Raw genomic sequence first — 21335 nt, forward strand, 5'->3', positions numbered from 1 at the left:
CACGGCGGTCAGCGGTGCAGTTGCCGTGTCCAGTCCTCGGGGACCCGGCCGGCCGGGCCCGGGGCAGGCTGCTCCGCCGGGTGATCGCGCGGAGCGGTCAGCTCGGGGCCGGAGTCGTACAGGGCGTCCGTGTCGTAGTTCCAGAACCATTCCTCGCCCGGCTCGAAGCTCTGCACCAAGGGGTGGCCGGAGGACTTCCAGTGGGCGGTGGCGTGCTGGGCGGGGGAGGAGTCGCAGCAGCCGATGTGGCCGCACTGGGCGCAGCGCCGCAGGTGGAACCACCAGCCGCCCAGCTCGTCGCACTCGACGCAGCCGGTGCCGGTGGGTGCGGCGCTCGGGTCGATTCCCTGGATGTCGCTCATACGGGCTCCTCAGCGGTCTCGGTCGCGGTCGCGGATCCGGTCTCGGTCCGGGTCTCGGTACCGGTCTCGGGGGCCGGGGCGGTCAGCGGCAGCAGTACCTGGAACCGGGTGTCACCCGGGGCGGACTCGACCTGGAGGCTGCCGTGGTGCTTGTTCACGACGATCCGCCAGGAGATGTCGAGGCCCAGACCGGTGCCCTCGCCGACCGGCTTGGTGGTGAAGAAGGGGTCGAAGATGCGGCTGCGGATGTCCGCCGGGATACCGGGTCCGGTGTCGCGGAACTCCACCAGCAGGCGGTCGCCCTCGCGCGCCGTGCGGACGGTCAGCGTGCCCTCGCCGCCGGTGCTCCCGATGGCGAACACGGCGTTGTCGATGAGGTTGGTCCACACCTGGTTGAGCTCCGCCGGGTAGGCGGGCACGTCCGGCACGGAGCGGTCGTACTCCTTGACCACCCGCACCCGGGAGCCGATCTTGCCGGACAGCATCAGCAGGGTGCTGTCGAGGAGTTCATGGACGTCGACGACCCGGTACGGGGCGCGGTCGAGCTGCGAGTACTGCTTGGCCGCGGCCACGAGGTGGGAGATGCGGGTGGTGGAGTCGTCGATCTCGTCCATCAGCAGCTCGGTCTCGACCGTGTAGTTGAGCCAGCCGATCGCCGACGGCAGGATCTCCTCGGCCACGGTCGCCGCGACCTGCTCCAGCCAGTCCGTGTCCAGCCCGGCCTGCACGAAGGTCGGCGCGAGGCGCCAGCCCTCCTCGATGCCGTGGTCGTCCAGCCAGTCGGCGAGCTCGTCCTCCCGGTCGGAGGCCTCCAGCGGACTGAGCGCCGTCGCCTTCGCGACGCGTTCGACGGTGCGCTCCTGGATCTCGATGAGGTCGGCGATCGTCTCGCGCGAGTACTGGCCCTGGGAGATGTGGGCCAGCTTGTGCCGCATCTTGCCGACCCGTTCCCGCAGGGTCGCCGTGGCCCGGACGGCCGCCGCCGCCGGGTTGTTGAGCTCGTGGGTGAGGCCGGCGGACAAGGACCCGAGCGCCAGGAGCCGTTCGCGCTGCCCGATGGCCCGCTGGGTGTTCTTGGAACCGAAGAACAGCCCCTCCAGCAGGTGCGCCGCCATCGGGAACCACTCCCGCATGATGTCCGAGAACGACTGCGCGGGCAGCACGAAGAACCGCGTCGGCTCGGTCACCCGCATCGAGTTGGTGTACGTCTGCGGCACCTGGTCGCCCAGGTACGCCTGCATGGCTCCCGCGTACACGCCGCGCTGCGAGGTGCGGCTCACCTCGACGTCGTCGCCGCCGACCCGGCGGGACAGCACGACGGTGCCCTCGATCATCACGTAGAAGCAGGTGGCCGGGGAGCCTTCGGTGTACACCGGACCGGCTTCGAACCGCTCCACCCGCCCCTCGCCGCACAGCCGCCCGAGCTGCTCCGGGGTGAGCTTCTCGAACAGGAACAGCGAGGCGATCTCCTGCGGGCTGCACGGCATGGCCTGCCCGCTCATGACTGCTCCAGGTACCGGTGGACGAGCATCACGGCCATGGCTCCCTCTCCGACGGCGGACGCGACGCGCTTCGCGGACTGGGCGCGCGCGTCGCCCGCCACGAACACGCCGGGAATGTTGGTCTCCAGGTGGTAGGGCGGCCGGTCGAGTTCCCATGCGGCCGGCGGCCGCCCGTCCGGCGTCAGGTCCGGCCCGGCCAGGATGAAGCCGTGCTCGTCGCGCAGCACCGTTCCGTCCAGCCAGTCGGTCAGCGGGGCCGCGCCGATGAACACGAACATCCACTGCGCGTCGACGAGTTCGCTGCCTCCGCCGTCCACGTCCCGCAGCGTCAGCTGCTCCAGGTGACCCTCGCCGTGCGCCGCCTCGACGACGGTCCGGGTACGCACGGTGATGTTCGGCGTCTCCTCGATCTGCTGGATCAGGTAGTACGACATCGACGCCGTCAAGGACTCCCCGCGCACCAGCAGCGTCACCGACTTGGCGCCCCTCGCCAGGTACATCGCCGCCTGCCCGGCCGAGTTGGCGCCGCCCACGATGTACACGTCCTGCCCCTGGCAGGAGGCCGCCTCGGTGAGCGAGGAGCCGTAGTACACCCCGCAGCCGGTCAGCTGGTCGCAGCCCGGCGCGTGGAGCTGCCGGTACGACACACCGGTCGCCAGGATGACGCTGTGGGCGGCGATCGCCGAGCCGTCCGAGAAGCGGACGACGCGCGCCGCGCCGTTGACCTCCAGCCCGGTGACCTCACGCGCCGTGAGGATCTCGGCGCCGAACCGGCCGGCCTGGCGGCGGGCACGCTCCGTGAGCTGGGCACCCGACACGCCGTCCGGGAAACCGAGGTAGTTCTCGATGCGGGAGCTCTGACCGGCCTGTCCGCCGGTCGCCGACCGCTCGACCAGTACCGTACGCAGCCCCTCGGAGGCCCCGTACACCGCGGAGCCGAGCCCGGCCGGGCCGCCGCCGATGACGACGAGGTCGTAGAAGTCGGCGGCCGGCGTCGTCGCGAGCCCCACGTGGGAGGCCAGTTCGGGCGCCTCCGGTTCGATCAGCGCGGTGCCCTCGGGCGTGATGACCAGCGGTAGCCGCTGCCCGTCGGCCCCGGCCGCCTCCAGCAGCCGCCGCCCTTCCGGTTCGTCGGAGGAGTACCAGCGGTACGGCACCTGGTTGCGGGCCAGGAACTCCCGCACGTCCGAGGAGCGCGCCGACCAGCGGTGCCCGACCACCTTGGTCGCGGGTACCGGACGGTAGTCGCTGCTGCGCCAGGCCGTGAGCAGATCGTCCACGACCGGGTAGAGCTTCTCCTCCGGGGGGTCCCAGGGCTTGAGCAGGTAGTGGTCGAGGTCGACGACGTTGATCGCGTCGATCGCCGCGTTGGTGTCGGCGTACGCGGTCAGCAGCACGCGCCGCGCACCCGGATACACCTGGAGGGCCTGTTCGAGGAACTCGATGCCGTTCATCTGAGGCATCCGGTAGTCGGCGAGGATCACCGCCACCAGGTCGCCGCGCAGCTTCAGCTCGCGCAGCGCCTCCAGCGCGGAGTCGCCGGTCTCGGCGCGCACGATCCGGTATTCGGCGCCGTAGCGCCGCCGCAGGTCACGGGCGATGGCCCGGGAGACTCCCGGGTCGTCGTCCACGGTCAGGATGACGGTCCGCGCTGTGTCGGCGGCCTGTGCCATACGTCGTCTCCACCCCGAGTGCTCTGGGCAGGCGGCCCGGCGAGCCGCCCGCGCCGGTTCCCGCCCATCGTAGGGTCGATCCTCCGGGACCGCTCCGGGACGACGCGGGCCGTGCGCTCCGGGTACCCACCCGGTCGCTCCTGGTCAACGCCCTGCGGCCGCGCGCGGAAGGTCACGTACGGAGGTGCTCCGGTCATACGCCGGTATCGACGATGCGGCCGTCGCGCAGTTCCACGACCCGGTCGGCGAGTTCGATCAGGTTGGGGTCGTGGGTGGCGACGAGGATGGTCACCGACTCGCTGCGCACCACCGCGCGCAGCAGCTCCATGACCGAGCGGCCGGTCTCCGAGTCGAGCTGGCCCGTCGGCTCGTCCGCGATGATCAGGTCCGGGTCGTTGGCCAGGGCGCGGGCCACCGCCACGCGCTGCTGCTGGCCGCCGGAGAGTTCGCCGGGCCGCTGTTCGGCGTGGTCCGCGAGCCCGACCAGGGCCAGCAGGGTCCGGGCGCGCTCCTCCCGCACCTTGGCGGGCACGCGCCGCAGCCGCATCGGAACGCCGACGTTCTCGGCGGCGGTCAGGACGGGTATCAGACCGAAGGACTGGAAGACGAAGCCGATGCGGTCGCGGCGCAGGGCGAGCAGGCCCGGCTCGTCGAGGGCCGCCAGGTCGGTGCCGTCGAGGGTGATCCGGCCGCCGGTCGGGGAGTCGAGGCCGCCGACGAGGTTCAGCAGGGTGGTCTTGCCGGAGCCCGACCGGCCCCTGAGGGCGGTGAGTTCGCCGCGGCGGACCTCGAAGGACACGCCGCGCAGGGCGTGGACGGCCTGCGGTCCGCTGCCGAAGCTGTGGTGCACGTCGTCGACGACCACGATCGGAGAGCCGTCGCCCTTCCGCCCGGCCTGCGCCGCGACCGTCGCCGTCGCCTGGTGATCGCTCATCGTGTCTGTTCCCCCGTCGAGTTGTCCGCGCGGGGCGCCCGGCTTCCCGTCCCGCATCCTCTGTCGCTTCAGCTTTCTGATCGCATTTGCGCATCTGTCGCACCAATCACGCAAGCCCCTTCCTTCCATCGATCACATCTGACAGCATCGTCCGCTATCCGGTACTGACGGTCCGGACGGGGGAGGAATACAACACGTGCTCGGCTTCGTCGTGCGCCGACTGCGCGGGCGATGGCCGCTCGCCGTCGCCGTGCTGCTCACCGTACTGATCACCGCGACCACACTGACCGCGCTCACGGCATTCACCCGTGGCGTGGGCGAGGAAGGGCTCCGGCGGGCCCTGACCGGGACAGCACAGCCCCGGACCACCGTCGTGATCACCAGTGGCCATCCCGCCGACTCCCGTGCCAAGGACGACGCGTCCGTACGGACCTTCGCGGACGAGGCGTTCGGGCGGCTCCCGGTCGCATCCGAGAGCGTCGCCCGCAGCCGCTCGTACGGACTGCCCGGTGTCGCCGCCTCCGGCCGCGACGCCGACCTGACCCTGCTCGCCGCCCTCGGCAAGGACCACGTACAGCTGCTCGCCGGTGCGTGGCCCGCGCCGGTCGCCGCACCCCCGGCCGCCGGCGCCCCGGCAGCGCCGACCCAGGTGGCCGTACCGCGCGCGGCGCTCGCCCGCCTCGGCCTGGCCGAGTCCGCGCTGCCCGCACCGGTCCGGCTGGACGACCGGTTCGGCGGGGCACCGTTGAACGTACTGGTCACCGGCGTGTACCGGGCCACCGACCCGGACGCCGCGTACTGGCGGCTCGACCCCCTCGGCGGCCGCGAGGTCCAGGCCGACACCTTCGCCATCTACGGCCCGCTCCTGGTGGACGACAGCGCCTTCACCACCGGCAGCATCCTGCAGAACCACCGCCTCACGCTGCTCACCCCGGACCTGCGCACGGTCCGTGCCGCCGAGGCCGAGGCCGTCCGGACCGCGACCGACCCCGCGAGCGTCACCCTCGAACGCGCCTCCTCCCTGCGCACCGCCACCGAACTGCCCAAACTGCTGGCCGAACTGAGCGCCGGCACGGTCGTCGCCCGCTCCACCCTGCTGATGGGCGCGCTCCAGCTCGCCGTCCTGTCGACCGCCGCACTGCTCCTCGTCTCCCACATCCTGACCGTCCGCCAGGAACCGGAACGGGTCCTGCTCACCGCGCGCGGCGCCTCCCGCCGCCGCCTCGGCGCGCTCACCGCGGCCGAGTCCCTGCTGCTCGCCCTGCCCGCGGCCGTCCTGGCACCCCTGCTCACACCGCCCCTGCTTCGCCTGTTCGGCCGGTTCGGACCGCTCGGGCGGGTCCACCTGGAGATCCCGGACACCTGGCTGGTCTGGCCGGTCGCGCTCGGCTGCGCCCTGGCCTGCGTCCTGCTGACGACCCTGCCCTCCGTCCTGCGCGGGGCCTCCGCCGCCGTACTGCGCCGCGTCGGCAGCCGCCAGGCGCTGGTGACGGGCGCCGCCCGCTCCGGCGTCGACCTGGCCGTCGTGGTCCTCGCCGTCCTCGGCTACCAGCAGCTCTCGCAGTACGGCGGTACGGACGCCCCCTCGTCCGGCGCCTCCGCCGGCGGCGGGCTCGGTGTCGACCCGGTCCTGGTCGCCGCTCCCGCCCTCGCCCTGTGCGGGGGCACGCTGCTGGTCCTGCGCCTGCTGCCGTTCGCGGCGCGGGCCGGGGGACGGCTGGCGGCGCGCGGCCGGAGCCTGGGCCCCGCCCTGTTCGGCTGGCAGCTCGCCCGACGGCCCGGCCGGGCCACCGGGCCCGTACTGCTGCTCGTCCTCGCCGTCGCCAGTGGGATCCTGGCGCTCGGCCAGCACACCGGCTGGTCCGCCTCCCAGCGCGACCAGGCCGACTTCGCGACCGCGGGCGGCCTGCGGATCTCCGGCAGCAGCATGTCCCCGATGGGGCAGGGCGGACGCTACGCGGCCCTGCCCGGCGGCGACCGCCTCGTACCGGTGGTCCGCCGGGATCAGAAGCTGCCGGACGGGAATCCCGCCGACATCGTCGCGCTGGACGCCGTCAAGGCGGGCGAACAGGTGCCGCTGCGCGCGGACCTGCGCGGCGGGCAGGGCATGCGCGAGCTGTTCACCCCGCTCGCCGCCGGTGGCCCGGGCGCCGCCGCCCCCGCGAGCCCCGGTGTCGCCCTGCCCGGCTCCCCGCGCCGGATCGACCTCGACGTGTCGGTCCGGTCCTCCGGTACGAGCTGGGCCGCTGTGGGCCTGCTGCTGCGCGACCGGTTCGGGGCGACGTACGGGACGCCCTCGGTCACCCTGCCCGAGGGCGGCGACGTCACCCTCCCCTTCCTCCTCGACGCGCTGACCGGCGCCCCGGTCGGATCGGCGGCCACCCCGCTGACCCTGGCGGGGATACGCCTCTCGTACGCCGGCGACAGCGACAACCCCGGCGACGGCAGCGAACTGGCCCTGCGCCGGATCGCCGTCTCCGACACCGCGGACGGCGCCGCCACGGGCGTCACCGCACCCGCGGACGCCGCCGGCTGGCGGACCTCGCTCCCGCAGGGGTCGAGCGCGAAGAGGGCCCCCGAGCCGGTCCCGGTCCCGGCCGGCTCCACGGACCTGCTGCGGCTGCGCTACTGGGGCGGTTTCGGGACCCTGCAGGGCGTCACCACCGTCGTGTTCCCGACGCCCGCCGCGCCGGCCCCCACCGCCGTCCCCGCGGTCGCCACCACCCGCTACCTGAGGTCCCTGGGCGCCTCCGTGGGCGATACGGTCCCCGTCACGCTGGACGGCGTCAACGTCCCGATGCGGATCACCGCCTCCGTGGACTCCCTCCCCGTGGCCGGCCGCTCGGCGCTCGCCGCCGACCTGCACGTGCTCGGCCGGTTCCTGCTGGAGTCCGTCGGCCAGCAGCCCGCCTCGCCCACCGAGTGGTGGCTGCCCGCCGACTCGGCCGCCGACCCGGTCCCGGCCCGCGCGGCGGACAAGCTGCGCGAAGGCGCCCGGATCGAGCGCGTCCAACTGCGCGAGGAGATCACCGAGCGGCTGCTGGACGACCCGCTGAGCGCCGGCCCGCAGAGCGCCCTGGCCGCCCTCGCCGCCGCCTGCGCGGTCCTGGCGGCCATCGGCTTCGCGACCTCCACCGCCGCCGAACGGCGCGTGCGCGGACGGGAGTTCTCGGTCCTGCTCGCACTCGGCACCCCGCGCCGCTCGCTGGCCCTCGCGTCCGCCGCCGAGGGCGGGGTGCTGATCGTCACCGGGTCCGCGGTCGGAACCGGGCTGGGCATCGCCCTCGTCCATCTGATGGCGCCCCTGGTCGTGCTGACACCCGCTGCGGGGCGGCCGTTCCCGCCCGTACAAGTGGACATGCCGTTCTGGCAGACCGTGCTCACGGTCGCCGCCATCGCAGCCGTTCCCCTGCTGTCGGCCGCGCTCAGCGGCCCCCGGGGCCGCGACATCGCCGCCCGGCTGCGTCCCGTGGAGGAGATGTGACCACCCCGCCGTCCGCCACCCCGCCCTCGTCGACCCCGCCCTCGTCGACCCCGGCGTCAGCCACCCCGCCCCCGTCCACCGCCCCGCGGCCCGCGCCCTGGGTCAGGACCCGGCTGCGGGCGGCGCCACTGGGCACCCTCCTCGGCGCCGCGCTGGCCTTCGTCGCCGTCCTGCTGGCCGCCGCGCTGCCACGGGCCCAGGACCGGGGCGCCGACCAGGCCCTGCGGTCCTTCCTGGAACACAGCGCGGCCGGCAACGCCAGCCTGCAGGTGACCGCACCCTCCCCGGACAGGGGGCAGAGCGCCCAAGCCCTGGACACCACGCTGGAGAAACTGCTCGGGCCGACCGGATCCACCTTCCGCGTGGACGCGGAGGCGACGGTCCACGGCGCGCGCACCACCAAGCGGCAGGAGCTGCTGAACCCGGAACTCGCCCGCCCCTCCGGCTTTCCGCCCAGCATGAACCTCCTGCACGTCCGCCAGGCCGAGGCCCACGTGAAGCTGGCGGAAGGGCACTGGCCGAGCAGCACACCCACGGCCCCCGCGCAGGCCGCCCCCGGGGAGATGGCGCCCCTGCAGGTCGTCCTCTCGCAGAAGGCCGCCGCGACCCTCGGCGCCCGCGTCGGATCCGTCCTGAAGATCGCGGCCCGAGTCGACGGCACACCGTCCGTCGAGGTCGTCGGTCTCTACGCGGTCCTCGACGAGACCGACGAGTTCTGGACGGACAACCTGGGGTGCCTCGCCCGAGCCTGCGAGCACTACTACGGCGAGAGCCTCGCCTGGGACGTCGACGCCCTCGTCGGCACCGGGGACCTCGACCGGATGAGCACCTGGAGCCGCACCGCCGAGGACTTCTGGCGGCTGCCAGTGGACGTCGGCCACCTGCGGGCCGACCGGCTCGACGCCACGAGGAAGGACATCGCCTCGTACATCGCCGGGCCCACCGCCGCCACCCTCGCCCGGGAGACCGGCCGCGCGCGGCTGCACACCACCTCCTGGCTGCCCGAGCGGTTCGCGGAAGCCCGAGCCCGTACCCAGGCCGCGGCGCCGCTCGCCGCGATCGGACCCGCCGGGGTCGGCGGCGTCGCCTTCGTCGTCCTGTGTCTGGCCGGCGCACTCGCGGCCGACCGCCGCGACGCCGAACTGCGGCTGCTGCTCGCGCGCGGCGGTTCGCGCGCCGCCATCGTCGGCCGGCTCCTCGGCGAGGGCGCCGTCACCGTGCTCCCGGCGGCCGCAGCCGCCACCGCGCTCGCCGTCCTGCTGCTGCCCACCCCCCGGCTCGCGCCCGCACTGCTCTCGGCCGCGGCCGTCGCCCTGCTCGCACTGCTGGCCTTCCCCGTACGGGCGGCCGTACTGCTGACCCCGGCCCGCCCGGCCGGGCGGTGGCGCAGGCCCGTGGCCGAACTGCTCGTCCTGATCGCCACCGCCGCCGCCGTGGTGGAGGTCCGCCGCCGCGGGGTCGCCCCGCCCGGCAGCGACCTCGACCCGCTGCTGATCGCGGCCCCGCTGCTGCTCGCCCTGTGCGGGGGGCTGCTGCTGGCCCGGCTCCAGCCGGTGGTCACCGGATGGCTCGCCCGGGCGGCCGGCCGCAGCTCCGGACTGGTCGGCTTCGTGGGACTCGCGCGGGCCGCCCGGGGCCCGGCGACGACCGGCACGCAGGCCCGCGGCCGCACCGGCCCCTCCGTCCTGCCGATGGTCGCGCTGCTCGTCGCCATCACCACCGGCGGATTCGGCGCCGCCGTGCTGCAGTCGGTGGACTCGTCCCGGCTGGGGGTGGCCCGGCTGACCGTCGGGGGCGACGCGGCGATCTCCGCGTACGGGAAATCCCCGCTCCCGGCGGGGCTCGCGAAGGCCGCGGGCGAGCTGCCGGGCGTACAGACGTCCGTGCCGCTGTGGATCGACCACGACTCCTCCCTGCACGGCACCACCGTGAGATCCAGCCAGGTCACCGTGATCGCTGCCGAGCCGGCCGCGTACGCGGAGCTGTCGCGGGTCCTCGGCTGCGGATCCTTCGAGCCCGCCCTGCTGGCCACCGGCGGTGCGCAGTCCGCCGATGCCCCGGTGCCCGCGCTGTTCAGCGCGAGCCTGGCCGGGCAGGCCGAACAGGGCGGCACGTACACGGTGCAGCCCGGCGACGGCGAGGAGCTGAAGGTACGGGTCGTGGGCCTGGTCGACTGCACCCCGGCCCATCCGGCGCGGGACGCCGCGACCGTCGTCCTTCCGGCGGGCGCCGCGGCGGCCCTCACGGGCGGCGCCGACCACCCGAACCGGTGGCTCGGCCTCGGTGACGTCGACGGTGACCGGCTGCGCGAGCTGGTCCGCGCCAAGCTCCCGGCGCCGTCCGGGACTCCCGCCAAGGCCCCGGCCCCGATCCCGGGTTCCGGTTCCGCCGCGGGCCCGGCCCCGCTCGACGAGCCGTACCCCGTGCACACCAGCGCCGAGGCCGTCACCGCACTGGGCGCCGATCCGCTGCAGGGCTCGGCACAGCGCCTCTTCTGGGCCTCCATGGCCGGAGCGGCGGGCTTCGCCCTGCTGGCCGTACTGCTGACGCTGATGCGGACCGTCCCCGAACGCGCGGCGCTGCTGGCCCGGCTGCGCACGATGGGGCTGCGCCGCAGGCAGGGCGTGGCGCTGATCCTCGCCGAGACCCTGCCGCAGACCCTGACCGCGACGCTGGGCGGGGCCCTGGTCGCGGCGGCCGCCGTGGCCCTGCTCGGCCCGGCGATGGACCTGTCCACGCTGGTCGGCGCGCACGTGCCGAACGGAGTGCAGCTGACGGCGGGGCCCGTACTGACCCAGGCCCTGGGCCTGGCCGCCCTGGTCGCCGCGGCCGTGTTCGCCGAGGCGGCGACATCCGGGCGACGGCAGATCACCACCGAGTTGAGAGCGGGAGACCAGCGTTGAACACCGACCAGCCGACGTACGAGGAGCTGCGCCGCCGGGCGACGGCCGCCGCGGAGCCGCGCACCCCGGCGGCGGACGCCGCGATCGCCTGCGACCGCCTGGTCCGGATCTTCAGCCAGGACGGCATCGAGGTACAGGCCCTCCAGGGGCTGGAGCTGACGGTCGAGCAGGGCGACCTCATGGCCCTGGTCGGCGCCTCCGGCAGCGGCAAGTCCACCCTCTTGAACATCCTGGCCGGCCTGGACGTCCCCACGGCCGGCAGCGCGGCGGTCGCCGGCTACGACCTGCTGGAACTGTCGGCGCGGGACCGGCTGCGCTACCGGCGCGAAGCGGTCGGGTTCGTCTTCCAGCAGACGGCCCGCAACCTGCTGCCGTTCCTGACGGCCGCCCAGAACGTCGCCCTGCCGATGCAGTTGAAGGGCGACAGCCCCCGCCGGGGAGCGAGCGCACGCCGCGCGGCCAGGGTCGGGGAGATCCTGGAGGCCCTCGGGATCGGCGACCTGGCGCACCGCCGGCCGGCGGAGCTGTCCGGCGGCCAGCAGCAGCGCGTCGCGATCGCCGTGGCGATGGCGAACGACCCCAGGGTGCTGCTCGCCGACGAACCCACGGGCGAACTGGACTCGGAGACGGCCGCGGCGGTCTTCGAGACCTTCCGCACGGCGAACAAGGAACTCGGCGTGACGGTGGTCATCGTGACGCACGATCCGATGGTGGCGGGCGAGGTCCGCCGGACGGTGGCGATCCGCGACGGCCGCACCAGCAGCGAGGTCCTGCGCCGCCTGGTCACCGACGAGCACGGCGAGGAATCCATCAGCGAACGCGAGTACGTCGTCCTCGACCGCTCCGGACGCGTCCAGCTCCCCCCGAAGTTCCTGGAGGCCCTGGGCATGGAACACCGCGTGGCGGTCGACCTGGCCCCGGACCACATCGAACTCCGCCCGGACGGCGCCCACCAAGGGCCCCGTCACCCGTGAGACGTCAGTCGCGGAGGATCCTCCAGGCCTTCGTGCGGGCGAAGGCCTGCCCGACGCGGGCGCGGACCTGCTGGTGGGACGGGGCTGTGAGCACGGCGCGGACGCCGTGATCACAGCCATGCCGGGAGCACGGCACCGGGCCGCCGTGCTCCCGAAGCAAGCACTTCCGCACGTCAGCGGAACTCGTGGACCACCTGGATCTCGCCGACGATGCGGGCGTTGAAGTCGTCCAGCTCCTCGGCCGGAACCCAGAGCTCGCGGATCGTCCGCCCGCCCGCCTGCTGAACGGGATACCGGCTCAAGAAATCCGACTCGACCTCGAAACGAGTGACGAAGCCGGCACCATCGTGCTTCACGTTCCAGTCCCGCGCGATCCTGATCGCGTAGTCCTCGTTGAGGACCGGGTAGAAGATCGGCTGCTCGGGCAGCCTGGGCGGCCAAGCACGCCAGTTCAGCTCCCGCACCAGATCCAGCTCTTTGGGGCCGGTGGGGCGCCAGAGGGTCGTCGTTGCCTGCCGGCTGGTCATCTGCATCGCTCTCTTGACGTGGGCCGCCGGTTCGGCGGGTCGGGAGACCGGACGCTACCGGCACTTCAGGGTAGGCAGCTACGCAGTTTCCGTACCTGACGCTTCCCCCTGGCAGCGGGACGAGCACCGTTGCGAGCCCGACCGGCAGCGCCAGGAACGCGCGGACAGCGGTACGGACGGTTCGCCGGATCACAGACTGTCGGCGCGCAACGACTCCACGGCCCTGGACAGACTGGACGCGGCGTGCCCCGCGCGGATCTGGTCGTCGAAGAGCCGCAGCAGTGGCGCCAGCAGGTCCGTCGGCAGCCCTTGCGCCTCGGTGGCGGAGAGGATGTTGCGCAGTCCCACCGCGTTGATCTCCAGGTTGGAGGTCGTGGTGGTGTAGTCCTTCGCGTCGATCTCCTCCGCGAAGGACGGCAGCGCGTCGGCGGCCGCCGTCAGCCACCGCACCAGCGGGCGCGTCAGCTCCGCCGCCCCGATCCCCTCCGTGCCGGCGAGCGCCACCGCCTGGAAGAACCCGGCGAACATCCCGTACATACCGCTGAGCAGAGCGGTGTCGTACACGGACGACAGCTCGGGGGCCGGACCGACGAGGCTGCCCTCACCGATCGTGTCGAGGACCGTACGGTAGGTCCGGTAGGCCGCCTCGTCGCCGCTGTAGAGAACGAAGGCGGCGGAGGAGCCGATGGTCCGGGGCACCGCGTACACGGCGCCGTCCAGGTAGGCGGCCCGCTGGTCGGCCACCCAGGCGCCGAGGGCGCGGGCGGCAGGCGGGGTCCCGGTGGTCAGGTTGACGACCGTACGGCCTGCCAGTGCCCCGGCCGCCGGCCGCAGGAGCTCGCCGACCGTGTCGTAGTCCAGTACGGCGACGACGACGAGTTCGCCCGCCGCCACGGCATCGGCGGGCGTGGCCGCGAGGGACGCCCCCCGCTCCACCAGGCCGTTGGCCTTGCCCGCCGAGCGGTTCCAGACGGTGGTCGGATGGCCCTTCGTCAGGAAGGCGTCGGCCAGGGCCTGGCCGAGGTTGCCGAGGCCGATGACGCTGACCGGGATCGTGTGCGGTGCGGCGGTTGCGCTCATGACTGTTCTCTCCTTGGGTCGTCGCTGCTGTCGAACGGGACCCACCCTGCGATGCCGCGCTGCCGGTCCACTGCCGGTCTGCTGCCGGTCCGGTGCCGCTCTGCTGCCCGCCGGGTCGCGGACGGCAGGGCGGTTAGGGTGATCGACATGCGTGTGGGGGTTCTGGGGCCGCTGATGATGTGGACGGGCGACGGCGACGGTAAGGGGGAGCCGGTGGCCGTGACCGGAGCGCGGGCACGCCGGCTGCTCGCCCGGCTGCTGGTCGAACCGGGCCGCCCCGTCTCCGCCGACCGGCTGGTGGACGCGTTGTGGGGCGGCCCGGACACCGAGTTGCCCCTCCACCCGTACGCGAGTCTCCAGGGGCAGGTCTCGCGGTTGCGCGCCGCCCTCGAACGCGCGGCACCGCTGGACGGCCGCGGGCGCCTGCTCCACGACGCGAGCGGGTACCGGCTGGAGCCCGCCCCCGGGGAACTGGACGCGCAGCGGTTCGCCGGGCTGGCCGCCAGGGCCCGCGCCCAGGGTCTCGCTCACCGGCCGCGTGCCGAACTGCTGGGCGAGGCCCTCTCCTTGTGGCGCGGCGAGGCCTACGCGGGCCACACCGAGGACCCGGCCGTGCGTGCCGCGGCCGCCCGGCTGGAGGAGGAACGTCTCTCCGTGCTGGAGGAGTTGCTCGGCCTGCGCGTGTCACTGGGCGAGCAGCGCGCCGTCCTCGGCGAGCTCGACCAGCTAGTCGCAGCCCATCCGCTCCGTGAGCGACTGCGCGCGGTCCAGTTGCGCGCGCTGTACCGGGCCGGCCGGCAGGCCGAGGCGCTGGACAGCTACGAGGTGCTGCGCGGCCGGCTCGCCCAGGAGCTCGGACTGGATCCGGGACCGGAGCTGACGGCGCTGCGGCAGGCGATCCTCCGCCAGGACGCCGACCTGGAGCAGCCACCCCACGGAGAGGACGCGGGAACAGCAGGCGGCGCCCGGCATCCGGACCCCGGCCGCGCGGCGCCGGCCGCCACCCAGGCCGCCCCGCCGGCCGTCGCCCGGTCGGCCGCCGCCCCACAGGCCGCCCCGCCGCCCGCGCTGCGCACCGCGAAGAACGGAGCGGCCGGACAGCTGCCCGAGCCGCTCACCCGGCTCGTCGGCCGCGACGCGGACCTCGCCGCCGTCCGCGCCCTGGCGGCGCACTCCCGGCTGGTCACCCTCACCGGACCCGGCGGCGTCGGCAAGACCCGCCTGGCGGTCGAATGCGCCGGCCTGGCCTCCGCCCGCCACCCGGACGGAGCATGGCTGGTCGAGCTCGCGCCGCTCCCCGCAGGCGCCCCGGCCGACGCCGTGGCCGCCGCGGTGCTGCGCACCCTGGGCGTACGCGGCCCCGAAGGGGGCCCGACCGCCGGAGGGGAAGGGGAACAGCCCGACGCGCTGCGGCTGCTCGTGGGCGCCCTCCGGGAGCGCGGGCTCCTGCTCCTGCTCGACAACTGCGAGCACCTGTCCGAGGCCGTGGCCGAGGTGCTGGAGGCGGTACTCCCGCAGGCGCCCGGACTTTCGGTGCTGGCCACCGGCCAGGAACCGCTCGCCCTGGCGGGTGAGGCGGTGCACCCGCTGGCGCCCCTCGCACCCGCCGATGCCGTGGCCCTGTTCACGGCCCGCGCCGGACTCCCGCCGGACCGCACCACCACGCCCGAGGACAGCGCGGCCGTCGACGCCCTGTGCGGCCGGCTCGACGGGCTGCCGCTCGCGCTCGAACTGGCCGCCGCCCGGGCCCGGGCCCTGGGCGTGCACGGCCTGCTCGCCGGACTCGACGACCGGTTCGCCCTCCTGTCACGGGGGCTGCGCGGGGTACCCCCGCGGCAGCGGACGCTGCGCGCGGTGATCGACTGGAGCTGGGCGCTGCTCGGCGGCGCCGAGGAAGCCGTACTCCGAAGGCTGTCCGTGCACGGAGGTGACGCCTCCGCGGAGGCCGCGGGCGTCGTGTGCTCGGACGCGGCCGCGTACGTACGGGAACACCAGGTGCCGCCGGTGCTCGACCGTCTGGTGGAGCGCTCGCTCGTGGTCCTGGTCGACCGTCCGGAGGGCCGGCGCTACCGGCTGCTGGAATCCGTCAAGGACTACGCACGGGAGCGGCTGCGCGCGGCCGGCGAGGAGGAGGAAGCCCGGGCCCGGCACGGTGCGTACCACCGGGAGCTGGCGCTGAGGGCCGAACCGCTGCTGCGCGGCCCTCGCCAGCGGCTCTGGCTCGCCCGGCTCGACGCGGCCGAGGCGGAGCTGTACCCGGCGGTCGAGGAGGCGCTGGCGCACGGCCGGGTGGTACCGGCCTTGCGGGCGGCGCGCGCCCTGGCCCGGTACTGGCTGCTGCGCGGCGGACCCGCGGAGGGCGGCCGGCTGCTCGACGCCTGCCTCGCGGCGGAGCGCGACCACCCCGCCCAGCACCCCGCCCAGCACCCCGCCCAGCCCCCCGTGCAGCACTTCGCCCCGTACTTCGCCCCGCACCACGCTCCGCACCTCGCGTCCGGTACCGGGCCGGGCCAGGACCGGCACGCGGGGGAGCGGATCGCCGCCACCGCCCTGGCGACGGCCTGGCGGGCCGGCCTGACCGTGTGGGAAGGCACAACGAGCGCCGCCGAGGGCCTGCTGCGGACCGCCGCGGCCACCCTCGACGCGCGGGAGGTGGCGGAGCACGACCCGCTGGGCCACGCGCACGCGCTGGGGTTCCTGGCCGCCGCCCAGATGGGCGCGGGAGACGTAGCCGCCGGCGAGGAACTCGCCGACCGGGCCCTGGCCGTGGCCGAGGGGCTCGGCGACGCCTGGGGGACCGCGGCCGCCTTGAGCGTGCGCGCCCGGCACGCCCTCGCGCACGGTGACCTGGCCGCGGTACGCCGCGACGCGGAGCGCGCCGCACGCCTGTTCGGCGGACTGGGCGACCGCTGGGGCCTGTTGCAGACGGTCTTCCCCCGTGCCGCGCTCCACGAGATCGCGGGCGAGTACCCGCAGGCGTCCCGGCTGCACGAGGAGGGGCTGGCCATCGCACAGGAGCTCGGACTGCCGACCGAGGCCGGCAAACGGCTGTGCGCGCTGGGCCGGTCGGCGCTCCTGGCGGGTGCGTACGAGGAGAGCCGGCAGCGGCACACGGACGCCCTGCGGCTGGCCAGGGAACAGAGCCACCGGGCCGGGGAGGCCGACGCCCGGATCGGACTCGCCATGGTCGCCCGGCGCACCGGCGACCTTGTCGGCGCCGAGGAGCACATGCGGGCGGTGCTGACGTGGTTCCGGGGCGCCGGCTACGGGCCGGGCGCGACGCTCGCCCTCGCCGAACTGGGCTTCACGGCCGAACTGAGGGGGGACACGGACGCGGCCCGTGACCTGCACCGCGAAGGACTCGCGGCCGCGCGAGCGCTGGGCGACGTACGTGCCGTGGCCCTCGCTCTGGAAGGCCTGGCGGGCGCGGCGGCAGCGGGCGGCGAGCCCGGGCGGGCGGCACGGCTGCTCGGCGCCGCCGATGCGGCCCGCACCTCGGCCGGAGCTCCGCTACCGCCCGCCGAACGGTACGACGTGGACCGGACCTGGTCGGCCTGCCTGTCGGGACTGGGCCGTACGGCGGCCGAGGCGGCCTTCGCCCTCGGCGCGACGCACCCGCCCGACGCCGAGGCCGACGCCGAGGCCGACGCCGGGGTCGAGGCCGGGGTCGAGGCCGACGCCGGGGTCGGGGTCGAACCGGCCGTCTGCTCCTGAGTGTTGCCCGGCCGTCCGGCCGCGGTGGTCAGGGGTGTGATCCGGTGGTGGACGGCCTGGTTTCGAGGACCCAGGTGTGGTGGCGGACGGTGTCGGGCCCGGCGCGGCCGGCGAGGATGTCGCAGAGGAGTTCCGCGCAGGCCCGCCCGTAGTCGGCGGGGCGCAGGTCGACCGCCGTCACGGGCGGGTTCGCGCTCCGGTTCGCGGTGCCGTCGACGCAGGAGGCGACCAGCAGGCCGGCGCCCACCGTGCGGCCGAGGCCGGCCGCGGCGCGCAGGGTTCCGGGGGCCGCTCCGTCGGGGGCGCAGATCACGGCGTCGATCCCGGGGTCGGCGGCGAGCAGCCGCCGGGTCGCGGTGTCCGCGTCGGCCTCGGTCGCCGCGAACGGGACGGTGTGCAGGGTGACTTCGGTCCGGTGCGAGGCACCCCAGGCGGCGGCCGTCTCGCGCAGGGCCTGGGCCCAGGCGGAGGTGCCCTCGGGCGCGAGGAGGGCGGGCCGACGGGCGCCGCGGTCGCGCACGTGGTCGAGGAGGGCCGTGAGTGAGGCGGCGTTGTCGCAGACGACCGCGCCGGCGGGGGCGGGGGAGGGGCCGAGGTAGCGCTCGCCGGTGACGACGGGGACACCGGAGTCGAGGAGCCCCGGGACGGCGCTGTCGCCGACCTCGGGGTCGATGACGAGGAGGCCGTCGACCCGTGAGGCGAGCGGTCCGGAGGCGCCGCCGCCCGGGGCGAGCAGGACGACGTCGAGTCCTTCCTCCTGGGCGCGCTGGACGGCTCCGAAGGCCAGGTTCATGTAGTAGCCCAGCCGGGTCGCGGTCTGGGGCAGGTGCAGGCCGACGGCTCCGGTGCTGGAGCGGCGCAGCCGGCGGGCGGCGCTGTTGGGGCGGTAGCCGAGCTCCTCGGCGACCGCGCGGACCCGGTCCCGGGTGGCTTCCGCGACCCGCCCGGAGCCCTGGAGCGCGTCGGAGACGGTGCTCTTGGAGACGCCCGCGGCACGGGCGACATCGAGCAGGGTCACGGCAGGTGGGGTCACGCCCCGCATTCTAGACGCTCGGCCCGACCTTGCCGGAACGTTCCGGCAACGTCTACATTCATGCCCTGCCGGAACGTTCCGGCGCCTCCCGCGTCCGGCCCGTCCGGCGCACCGCACCGACCACCCCTTGACCGACCCTTTCCGTATCCCGCATTCTGACTGAAATTTCAGTCAGATCTTCGAAAGCAGTCCGCCCGTGACCTCGTACGCGCTCCTCACCTCCTCCGGATCTCCGCTCGGCTCCCCGGGCCGCACCCAGCCCGGCGAGCGCGAACCGCTGCGCGTCGGCCTCGTCCAGATGCGCTGGTACGCCGATGCCGCCGAGCACGACGACCGGCTCCGCGAGGGCGTCGCCCTGGCCGCCGGGCAGGGCGCCACGGTCGTCTGCCTTCCGGAGCTCACCCGCAGCCCCTACTTCTGCAACACCGACGACCCCATGGCCGACGGTGCCGCCCGCTACCTGGAGGACGTGGAGACCGGCCCCACCGTCGCCCTCGCGGCAGAACTCGCCCGCGAGCTCGGCATCACCGTCCACGCCTCCCTCTACGAGCGCGCCGAGGACGGCGGCCTCGGCTACAACACCGCCGTATGCGTGGACTCCGACGGCAAGCTGATCGCCCGGACCCGCAAGAACCACATCCCGGCCTTCCCCGGCTACCGCGAGGACCTGTGCTTCCGCCCCGGCGACAGCGGGTTCCCCGTGGTCGCGCACGAGGGAGCCCGCTTCGGCTTCCCCACCTGCTGGGACGAGTGGTTCCCCGAGCTGGCCCGCGCCTACTCCCTGGCCGGCGCCGAGATCCTCGTCCACCCCACGGCCATCGGCTCCGAGGTGGACCTGCCGGACTTCGACACCCGGCCCATGTGGGAGCACGCCATCAGCGCGAACGGACTGGCCAACGCCCTCTTCATGATCGTGCCCAACCGGGTGGGCACCGAAGGCCGCTCCACCTTCTACGGATCCTCCTTCATCTCCGACCCCTACGGCCGGATCATGCTGCGCGCCCCGCGCGACCGCGAGGCCGTCCTCGTCGCCGACCTCGACCTCGACCAGCGCCGGGACTGGCTGGAGTTCGGCCTCATGCGCACCCGCCGCCCCGGGCTCTACGGCAGCCTCACCGAACGGATGGACACCCTCTAGAACCCGCCCCGAAGGTCCCTCCTCTGGAACACGCCCCGAAGGTCCCTCCCCGAGCCGGGGGAGGGACCTTCGGACACGTTGGAGTGATCATCGGGGTGTCCACGTGTCAGGGCGCGGCGTCCTCGCCAGGATGCGGGCATGCCTCACTCCCTCTCCCTCGCCCTCTCCCGCCGCGCCCTGCTCCCGTTCGTGGCCGCCGTCGCGCTGCTGGGCACCGCCTGCGCCTCGGCGGCCGGTGCCGCGGAAGCCTGCGGATCGGTCATCACCGCGCCGCTCGCCCGCCCCGTCGCCGCCGGCGACCCGTGCCCGAGTGCCGACCCCGTCGTGTGCCGGATCCGTGTCCTGCCGATGGACGAGAAGGTCGAGGCCCAGCGGACCAGGATGCGTTACCACGGACTCCTCGAAGACATGCACCGTACGGAGGCCGCCATGCGCGCGGCGGGGGCCACCGACGAGGAGATCGCCCGCGAGATGGTCGGCATGCGCAACCAGGCCAAGGAGATCACCCGGGCCGGCATGACCCCGGAGGAGGTCCGCGTCCTGGAGGAGCGGAACATCGCCAAGTACGGCAACCCGCTCGGCCCCACCGCGGACCAGCTCTACGTCAAGTACGGCTCCTGGCAGGCGGTCACGGACGCCTCCATGCGGACCAGTTACGCCGTGGACCGCGAGCTCAGCCTCGAATACCGGCCCTGCCCCGTGTAGACGGGGCCGGCAGCGGTCACTGCGGTGCGACGGCTCCGGAGTCCGGTGACTGCTGGAGGCCGGACGCGTCGACCGCCTCGAAGTCCGAGCCATTGAAGCCCTTGAGCCCGTCGAGCTGCGCATTGTCCCAACCGGGGCTCTCCTCGCCGGTGATGTACCAGGGCGAGCCGTTGTCCGCGACGATGGCGCCGTACTTCTTGAGCGCGTCGGCCACGGCCCTGGCCTGCGGGGCCAGCCCCGAGGTGTCCACCGAGCTCTTGAGCCGCAGCCGCAGCCCCATCGGAGGCAGCGCGCTGTCCGCCGCCGAGCCCGCCTGGTGCCGCGCGGGCCAGAGGTAGCTCCGGTCGGAGCGGGGCACGGTGATGCGGATCGCGTGGTCGATCCGCCCGCCGACCGCCTCGTCATAGCGCGCCAGGCCGGGGAGGATGGCGAGGCCGGCGGCATCGGCGGACGTCCATCCGTCGGGCCGCAGGGCGTTGGACCGCAGGTCGAAGATCGCACCCGAGCCGGCGTGCCAGGTGCTGCCGCCCTGCCGCTCGGCGTCGAAGAGCTCGTAGGACTTGCACAGGGCCTTGTCCCAGACGACGACGTGCCGGTCCCCGTCGCTCGCCGGACCGTTCTCGATCCTGGCGTCCGGCGGGATCCGGTAGCCGGACGTGTCGCTCTCCTCGGGGTAGTCCAGGGACACCTCGGATTCCGGCACCGTCGTGTCCGAGACGGTGATGGGAATGCCGAAGGGCCGGCCTTCCGCGAGGCCCGATCCGAAATCCGGGTGGAGGGGCTCGGCGGAGCCGATCGAGGCGACGTACTGGTCGGACTTCGGGTGCACGGGCAGCTTGTCCACGGGGGCATGCCAGAAACTGTCCGACGGCGCTGTGGGGCAGGAGGGTGCTTTCCTCCCGGGATCCGCGGCCCCGGACAGCAGGCAGGCGGCGGTCAGTGTGACGACGGTGGCGATGGCGGGGATTCCATTGCGCGAGCGCAATGCCGTGATGCGCTTCATTGGCATCGGCTGTCCTGAGTGCCGGTCGAACGGCTCGATCGATCTGCCCGAGCGGAATGCCGAGGAATCACCGGTCCGGCTGTTCCGGCTGTTCCGGCCGTTTCAGCTCTTTCAGTCGTTTCAGTCGTTTCAGCGGTATCGGCGTTTCCGGCTGCTTCCGTCCATGTTAATGCCGGGGTGGTCGAGGCGCCTGAGCTCCGGGAGCCGCCTCATCCGCCGGTGAGAGCTGCGTCACTGCCTGCGCCCGCCGCCCTCTGACGACCGGGGGTGTGGAATGCGCCACTTGTGGGGGTCGGTGGTGAA

At 74.3% G+C, this 21335-nt stretch carries 15 protein-coding genes; 7 read left to right on the plus strand and 8 right to left on the minus strand.

The window, feature by feature from the left end; translation table 11 throughout:
• Nucleotides 1-8: 8 nt before the first annotated feature.
• The 4 genes from ACFY04_RS13045 to ACFY04_RS13060 all read right to left on the minus strand — a co-directional run bounded on the left by ACFY04_RS13045 (nt 9) and on the right by ACFY04_RS13060 (nt 4471).
• Nucleotides 9-362, minus strand: coding sequence for a UBP-type zinc finger domain-containing protein (locus tag ACFY04_RS13045; RefSeq protein WP_389116274.1), 354 nt, complete (start codon nt 360-362; stop codon nt 9-11).
• A complete protein-coding gene (locus tag ACFY04_RS13050) occupies nt 359-1864 on the minus strand; it encodes an ATP-binding protein (RefSeq protein ID WP_389116276.1) in 1506 nt (501 codons plus the stop codon). The genes ACFY04_RS13045 and ACFY04_RS13050 overlap by 4 nt, the downstream gene beginning before the upstream one ends.
• Nucleotides 1861-3537, minus strand: coding sequence for an FAD-dependent oxidoreductase (locus ACFY04_RS13055; protein ID WP_389116278.1), 1677 nt, complete (start codon nt 3535-3537; stop codon nt 1861-1863). Before ACFY04_RS13055 ends, ACFY04_RS13050 begins: the two co-directional genes overlap by 4 nt.
• A 193-nt stretch (nt 3538-3730) precedes the next feature.
• Nucleotides 3731-4471 carry an ABC transporter ATP-binding protein gene (locus tag ACFY04_RS13060; protein WP_314245013.1) on the minus strand — a complete coding sequence of 247 codons (741 nt, stop codon included), beginning with the start codon at nt 4469-4471 and terminating at the stop codon, nt 3731-3733.
• A 196-nt stretch (nt 4472-4667) separates the two neighbouring features.
• On the opposite strand from ACFY04_RS13060, the gene ACFY04_RS13065 reads away from it, so the two are divergent.
• The 3 genes from ACFY04_RS13065 to ACFY04_RS13075 are packed head-to-tail and all read left to right on the plus strand — an operon-like array spanning nt 4668 to nt 11832.
• Nucleotides 4668-7955 carry an FtsX-like permease family protein gene (locus ACFY04_RS13065; protein ID WP_389116280.1) on the plus strand — a complete coding sequence of 1096 codons (3288 nt, stop codon included), beginning with the start codon at nt 4668-4670 and terminating at the stop codon, nt 7953-7955.
• Entirely contained in the window at nt 7952-10858 is a 2907-nt protein-coding gene (locus ACFY04_RS13070) for a hypothetical protein (protein WP_389116282.1), read from the plus strand. Before ACFY04_RS13065 ends, ACFY04_RS13070 begins: the two co-directional genes overlap by 4 nt.
• Nucleotides 10855-11832 carry an ABC transporter ATP-binding protein gene (locus ACFY04_RS13075; protein WP_389116284.1) on the plus strand — a complete coding sequence of 326 codons (978 nt, stop codon included), beginning with the start codon at nt 10855-10857 and terminating at the stop codon, nt 11830-11832. Before ACFY04_RS13070 ends, ACFY04_RS13075 begins: the two co-directional genes overlap by 4 nt.
• A gap of 173 nt (nt 11833-12005) precedes the next feature.
• On the opposite strand, the gene ACFY04_RS13080 is transcribed toward ACFY04_RS13075, so the two are convergent.
• A complete protein-coding gene (locus ACFY04_RS13080; protein WP_389116286.1) occupies nt 12006-12359 on the minus strand; it encodes a hypothetical protein in 354 nt (117 codons plus the stop codon).
• Nucleotides 12360-12548: 189 nt separating this feature from the next.
• Nucleotides 12549-13439 carry an NAD(P)-dependent oxidoreductase gene (locus tag ACFY04_RS13085; protein WP_389116288.1) on the minus strand — a complete coding sequence of 297 codons (891 nt, stop codon included), beginning with the start codon at nt 13437-13439 and terminating at the stop codon, nt 12549-12551.
• A gap of 147 nt (nt 13440-13586) precedes the next feature.
• Here ACFY04_RS13085 and ACFY04_RS13090 point away from each other — a divergent pair, with 147 nt between their 5' ends.
• Nucleotides 13587-17153 carry a BTAD domain-containing putative transcriptional regulator gene (locus tag ACFY04_RS13090; protein WP_389116289.1) on the plus strand — a complete coding sequence of 1189 codons (3567 nt, stop codon included), beginning with the start codon at nt 13587-13589 and terminating at the stop codon, nt 17151-17153.
• A gap of 28 nt (nt 17154-17181) precedes the next feature.
• Here ACFY04_RS13090 and ACFY04_RS13095 read toward each other — a convergent pair whose 3' ends face one another.
• A complete protein-coding gene (locus ACFY04_RS13095) occupies nt 17182-18186 on the minus strand; it encodes a LacI family DNA-binding transcriptional regulator (protein ID WP_389116291.1) in 1005 nt (334 codons plus the stop codon).
• A gap of 196 nt (nt 18187-18382) precedes the next feature.
• Here ACFY04_RS13095 and ACFY04_RS13100 point away from each other — a divergent pair, with 196 nt between their 5' ends.
• Nucleotides 18383-19324, plus strand: a complete 942-nt coding sequence (locus tag ACFY04_RS13100) for a nitrilase-related carbon-nitrogen hydrolase (protein WP_389116292.1) — start codon at nt 18383-18385, stop codon at nt 19322-19324.
• A 138-nt stretch (nt 19325-19462) separates the two neighbouring features.
• Nucleotides 19463-20029 (plus strand): hypothetical protein, encoded by a 567-nt coding sequence (locus ACFY04_RS13105; RefSeq protein WP_389116294.1) that lies wholly within the window; start codon nt 19463-19465, stop codon nt 20027-20029.
• 16 nt (nt 20030-20045) lie between these two features.
• On the opposite strand, the gene ACFY04_RS13110 is transcribed toward ACFY04_RS13105, so the two are convergent.
• Complete coding sequence (locus ACFY04_RS13110) at nt 20046-20873, minus strand: hypothetical protein (protein WP_389116296.1); 828 nt, start codon at nt 20871-20873, stop codon at nt 20046-20048.
• A 97-nt stretch (nt 20874-20970) separates the two neighbouring features.
• Here ACFY04_RS13110 and ACFY04_RS13115 point away from each other — a divergent pair, with 97 nt between their 5' ends.
• The gene (locus tag ACFY04_RS13115; protein ID WP_389116297.1) at nt 20971-21255 is read left to right on the plus strand and encodes a hypothetical protein; all 285 of its coding nucleotides are present in this window, start codon (nt 20971-20973) and stop codon (nt 21253-21255) included.
• Nucleotides 21256-21335 lie beyond the last annotated feature (80 nt).

It is taken from the genome of Streptomyces sp. NPDC001549 (assembly GCF_042894025.1).
Taxonomy (GTDB): domain Bacteria; phylum Actinomycetota; class Actinomycetes; order Streptomycetales; family Streptomycetaceae; genus Streptomyces; species Streptomyces kutzneri.

What these genes read in the sequence shown, in the direction of transcription:
- ACFY04_RS13045 (WP_389116274.1), bottom strand. Translation starts at nt 362, where the DNA reads ATGAGCGACATCCAGGGAATCGACCCGAGCGCCGCACCCACCGGCACC.
- ACFY04_RS13050 (WP_389116276.1), bottom strand. Translation starts at nt 1,864, where the DNA reads ATGAGCGGGCAGGCCATGCCGTGCAGCCCGCAGGAGATCGCCTCGCTG.
- ACFY04_RS13055 (WP_389116278.1), bottom strand. Translation starts at nt 3,537, where the DNA reads ATGGCACAGGCCGCCGACACAGCGCGGACCGTCATCCTGACCGTGGAC.
- ACFY04_RS13060 (WP_314245013.1), bottom strand. Translation starts at nt 4,471, where the DNA reads ATGAGCGATCACCAGGCGACGGCGACGGTCGCGGCGCAGGCCGGGCGG.
- ACFY04_RS13080 (WP_389116286.1), bottom strand. Translation starts at nt 12,359, where the DNA reads ATGACCAGCCGGCAGGCAACGACGACCCTCTGGCGCCCCACCGGCCCC.
- ACFY04_RS13085 (WP_389116288.1), bottom strand. Translation starts at nt 13,439, where the DNA reads ATGAGCGCAACCGCCGCACCGCACACGATCCCGGTCAGCGTCATCGGC.
- ACFY04_RS13090 (WP_389116289.1), top strand. Translation starts at nt 13,587, where the DNA reads ATGCGTGTGGGGGTTCTGGGGCCGCTGATGATGTGGACGGGCGACGGC.
- ACFY04_RS13105 (WP_389116294.1), top strand. Translation starts at nt 19,463, where the DNA reads ATGCCTCACTCCCTCTCCCTCGCCCTCTCCCGCCGCGCCCTGCTCCCG.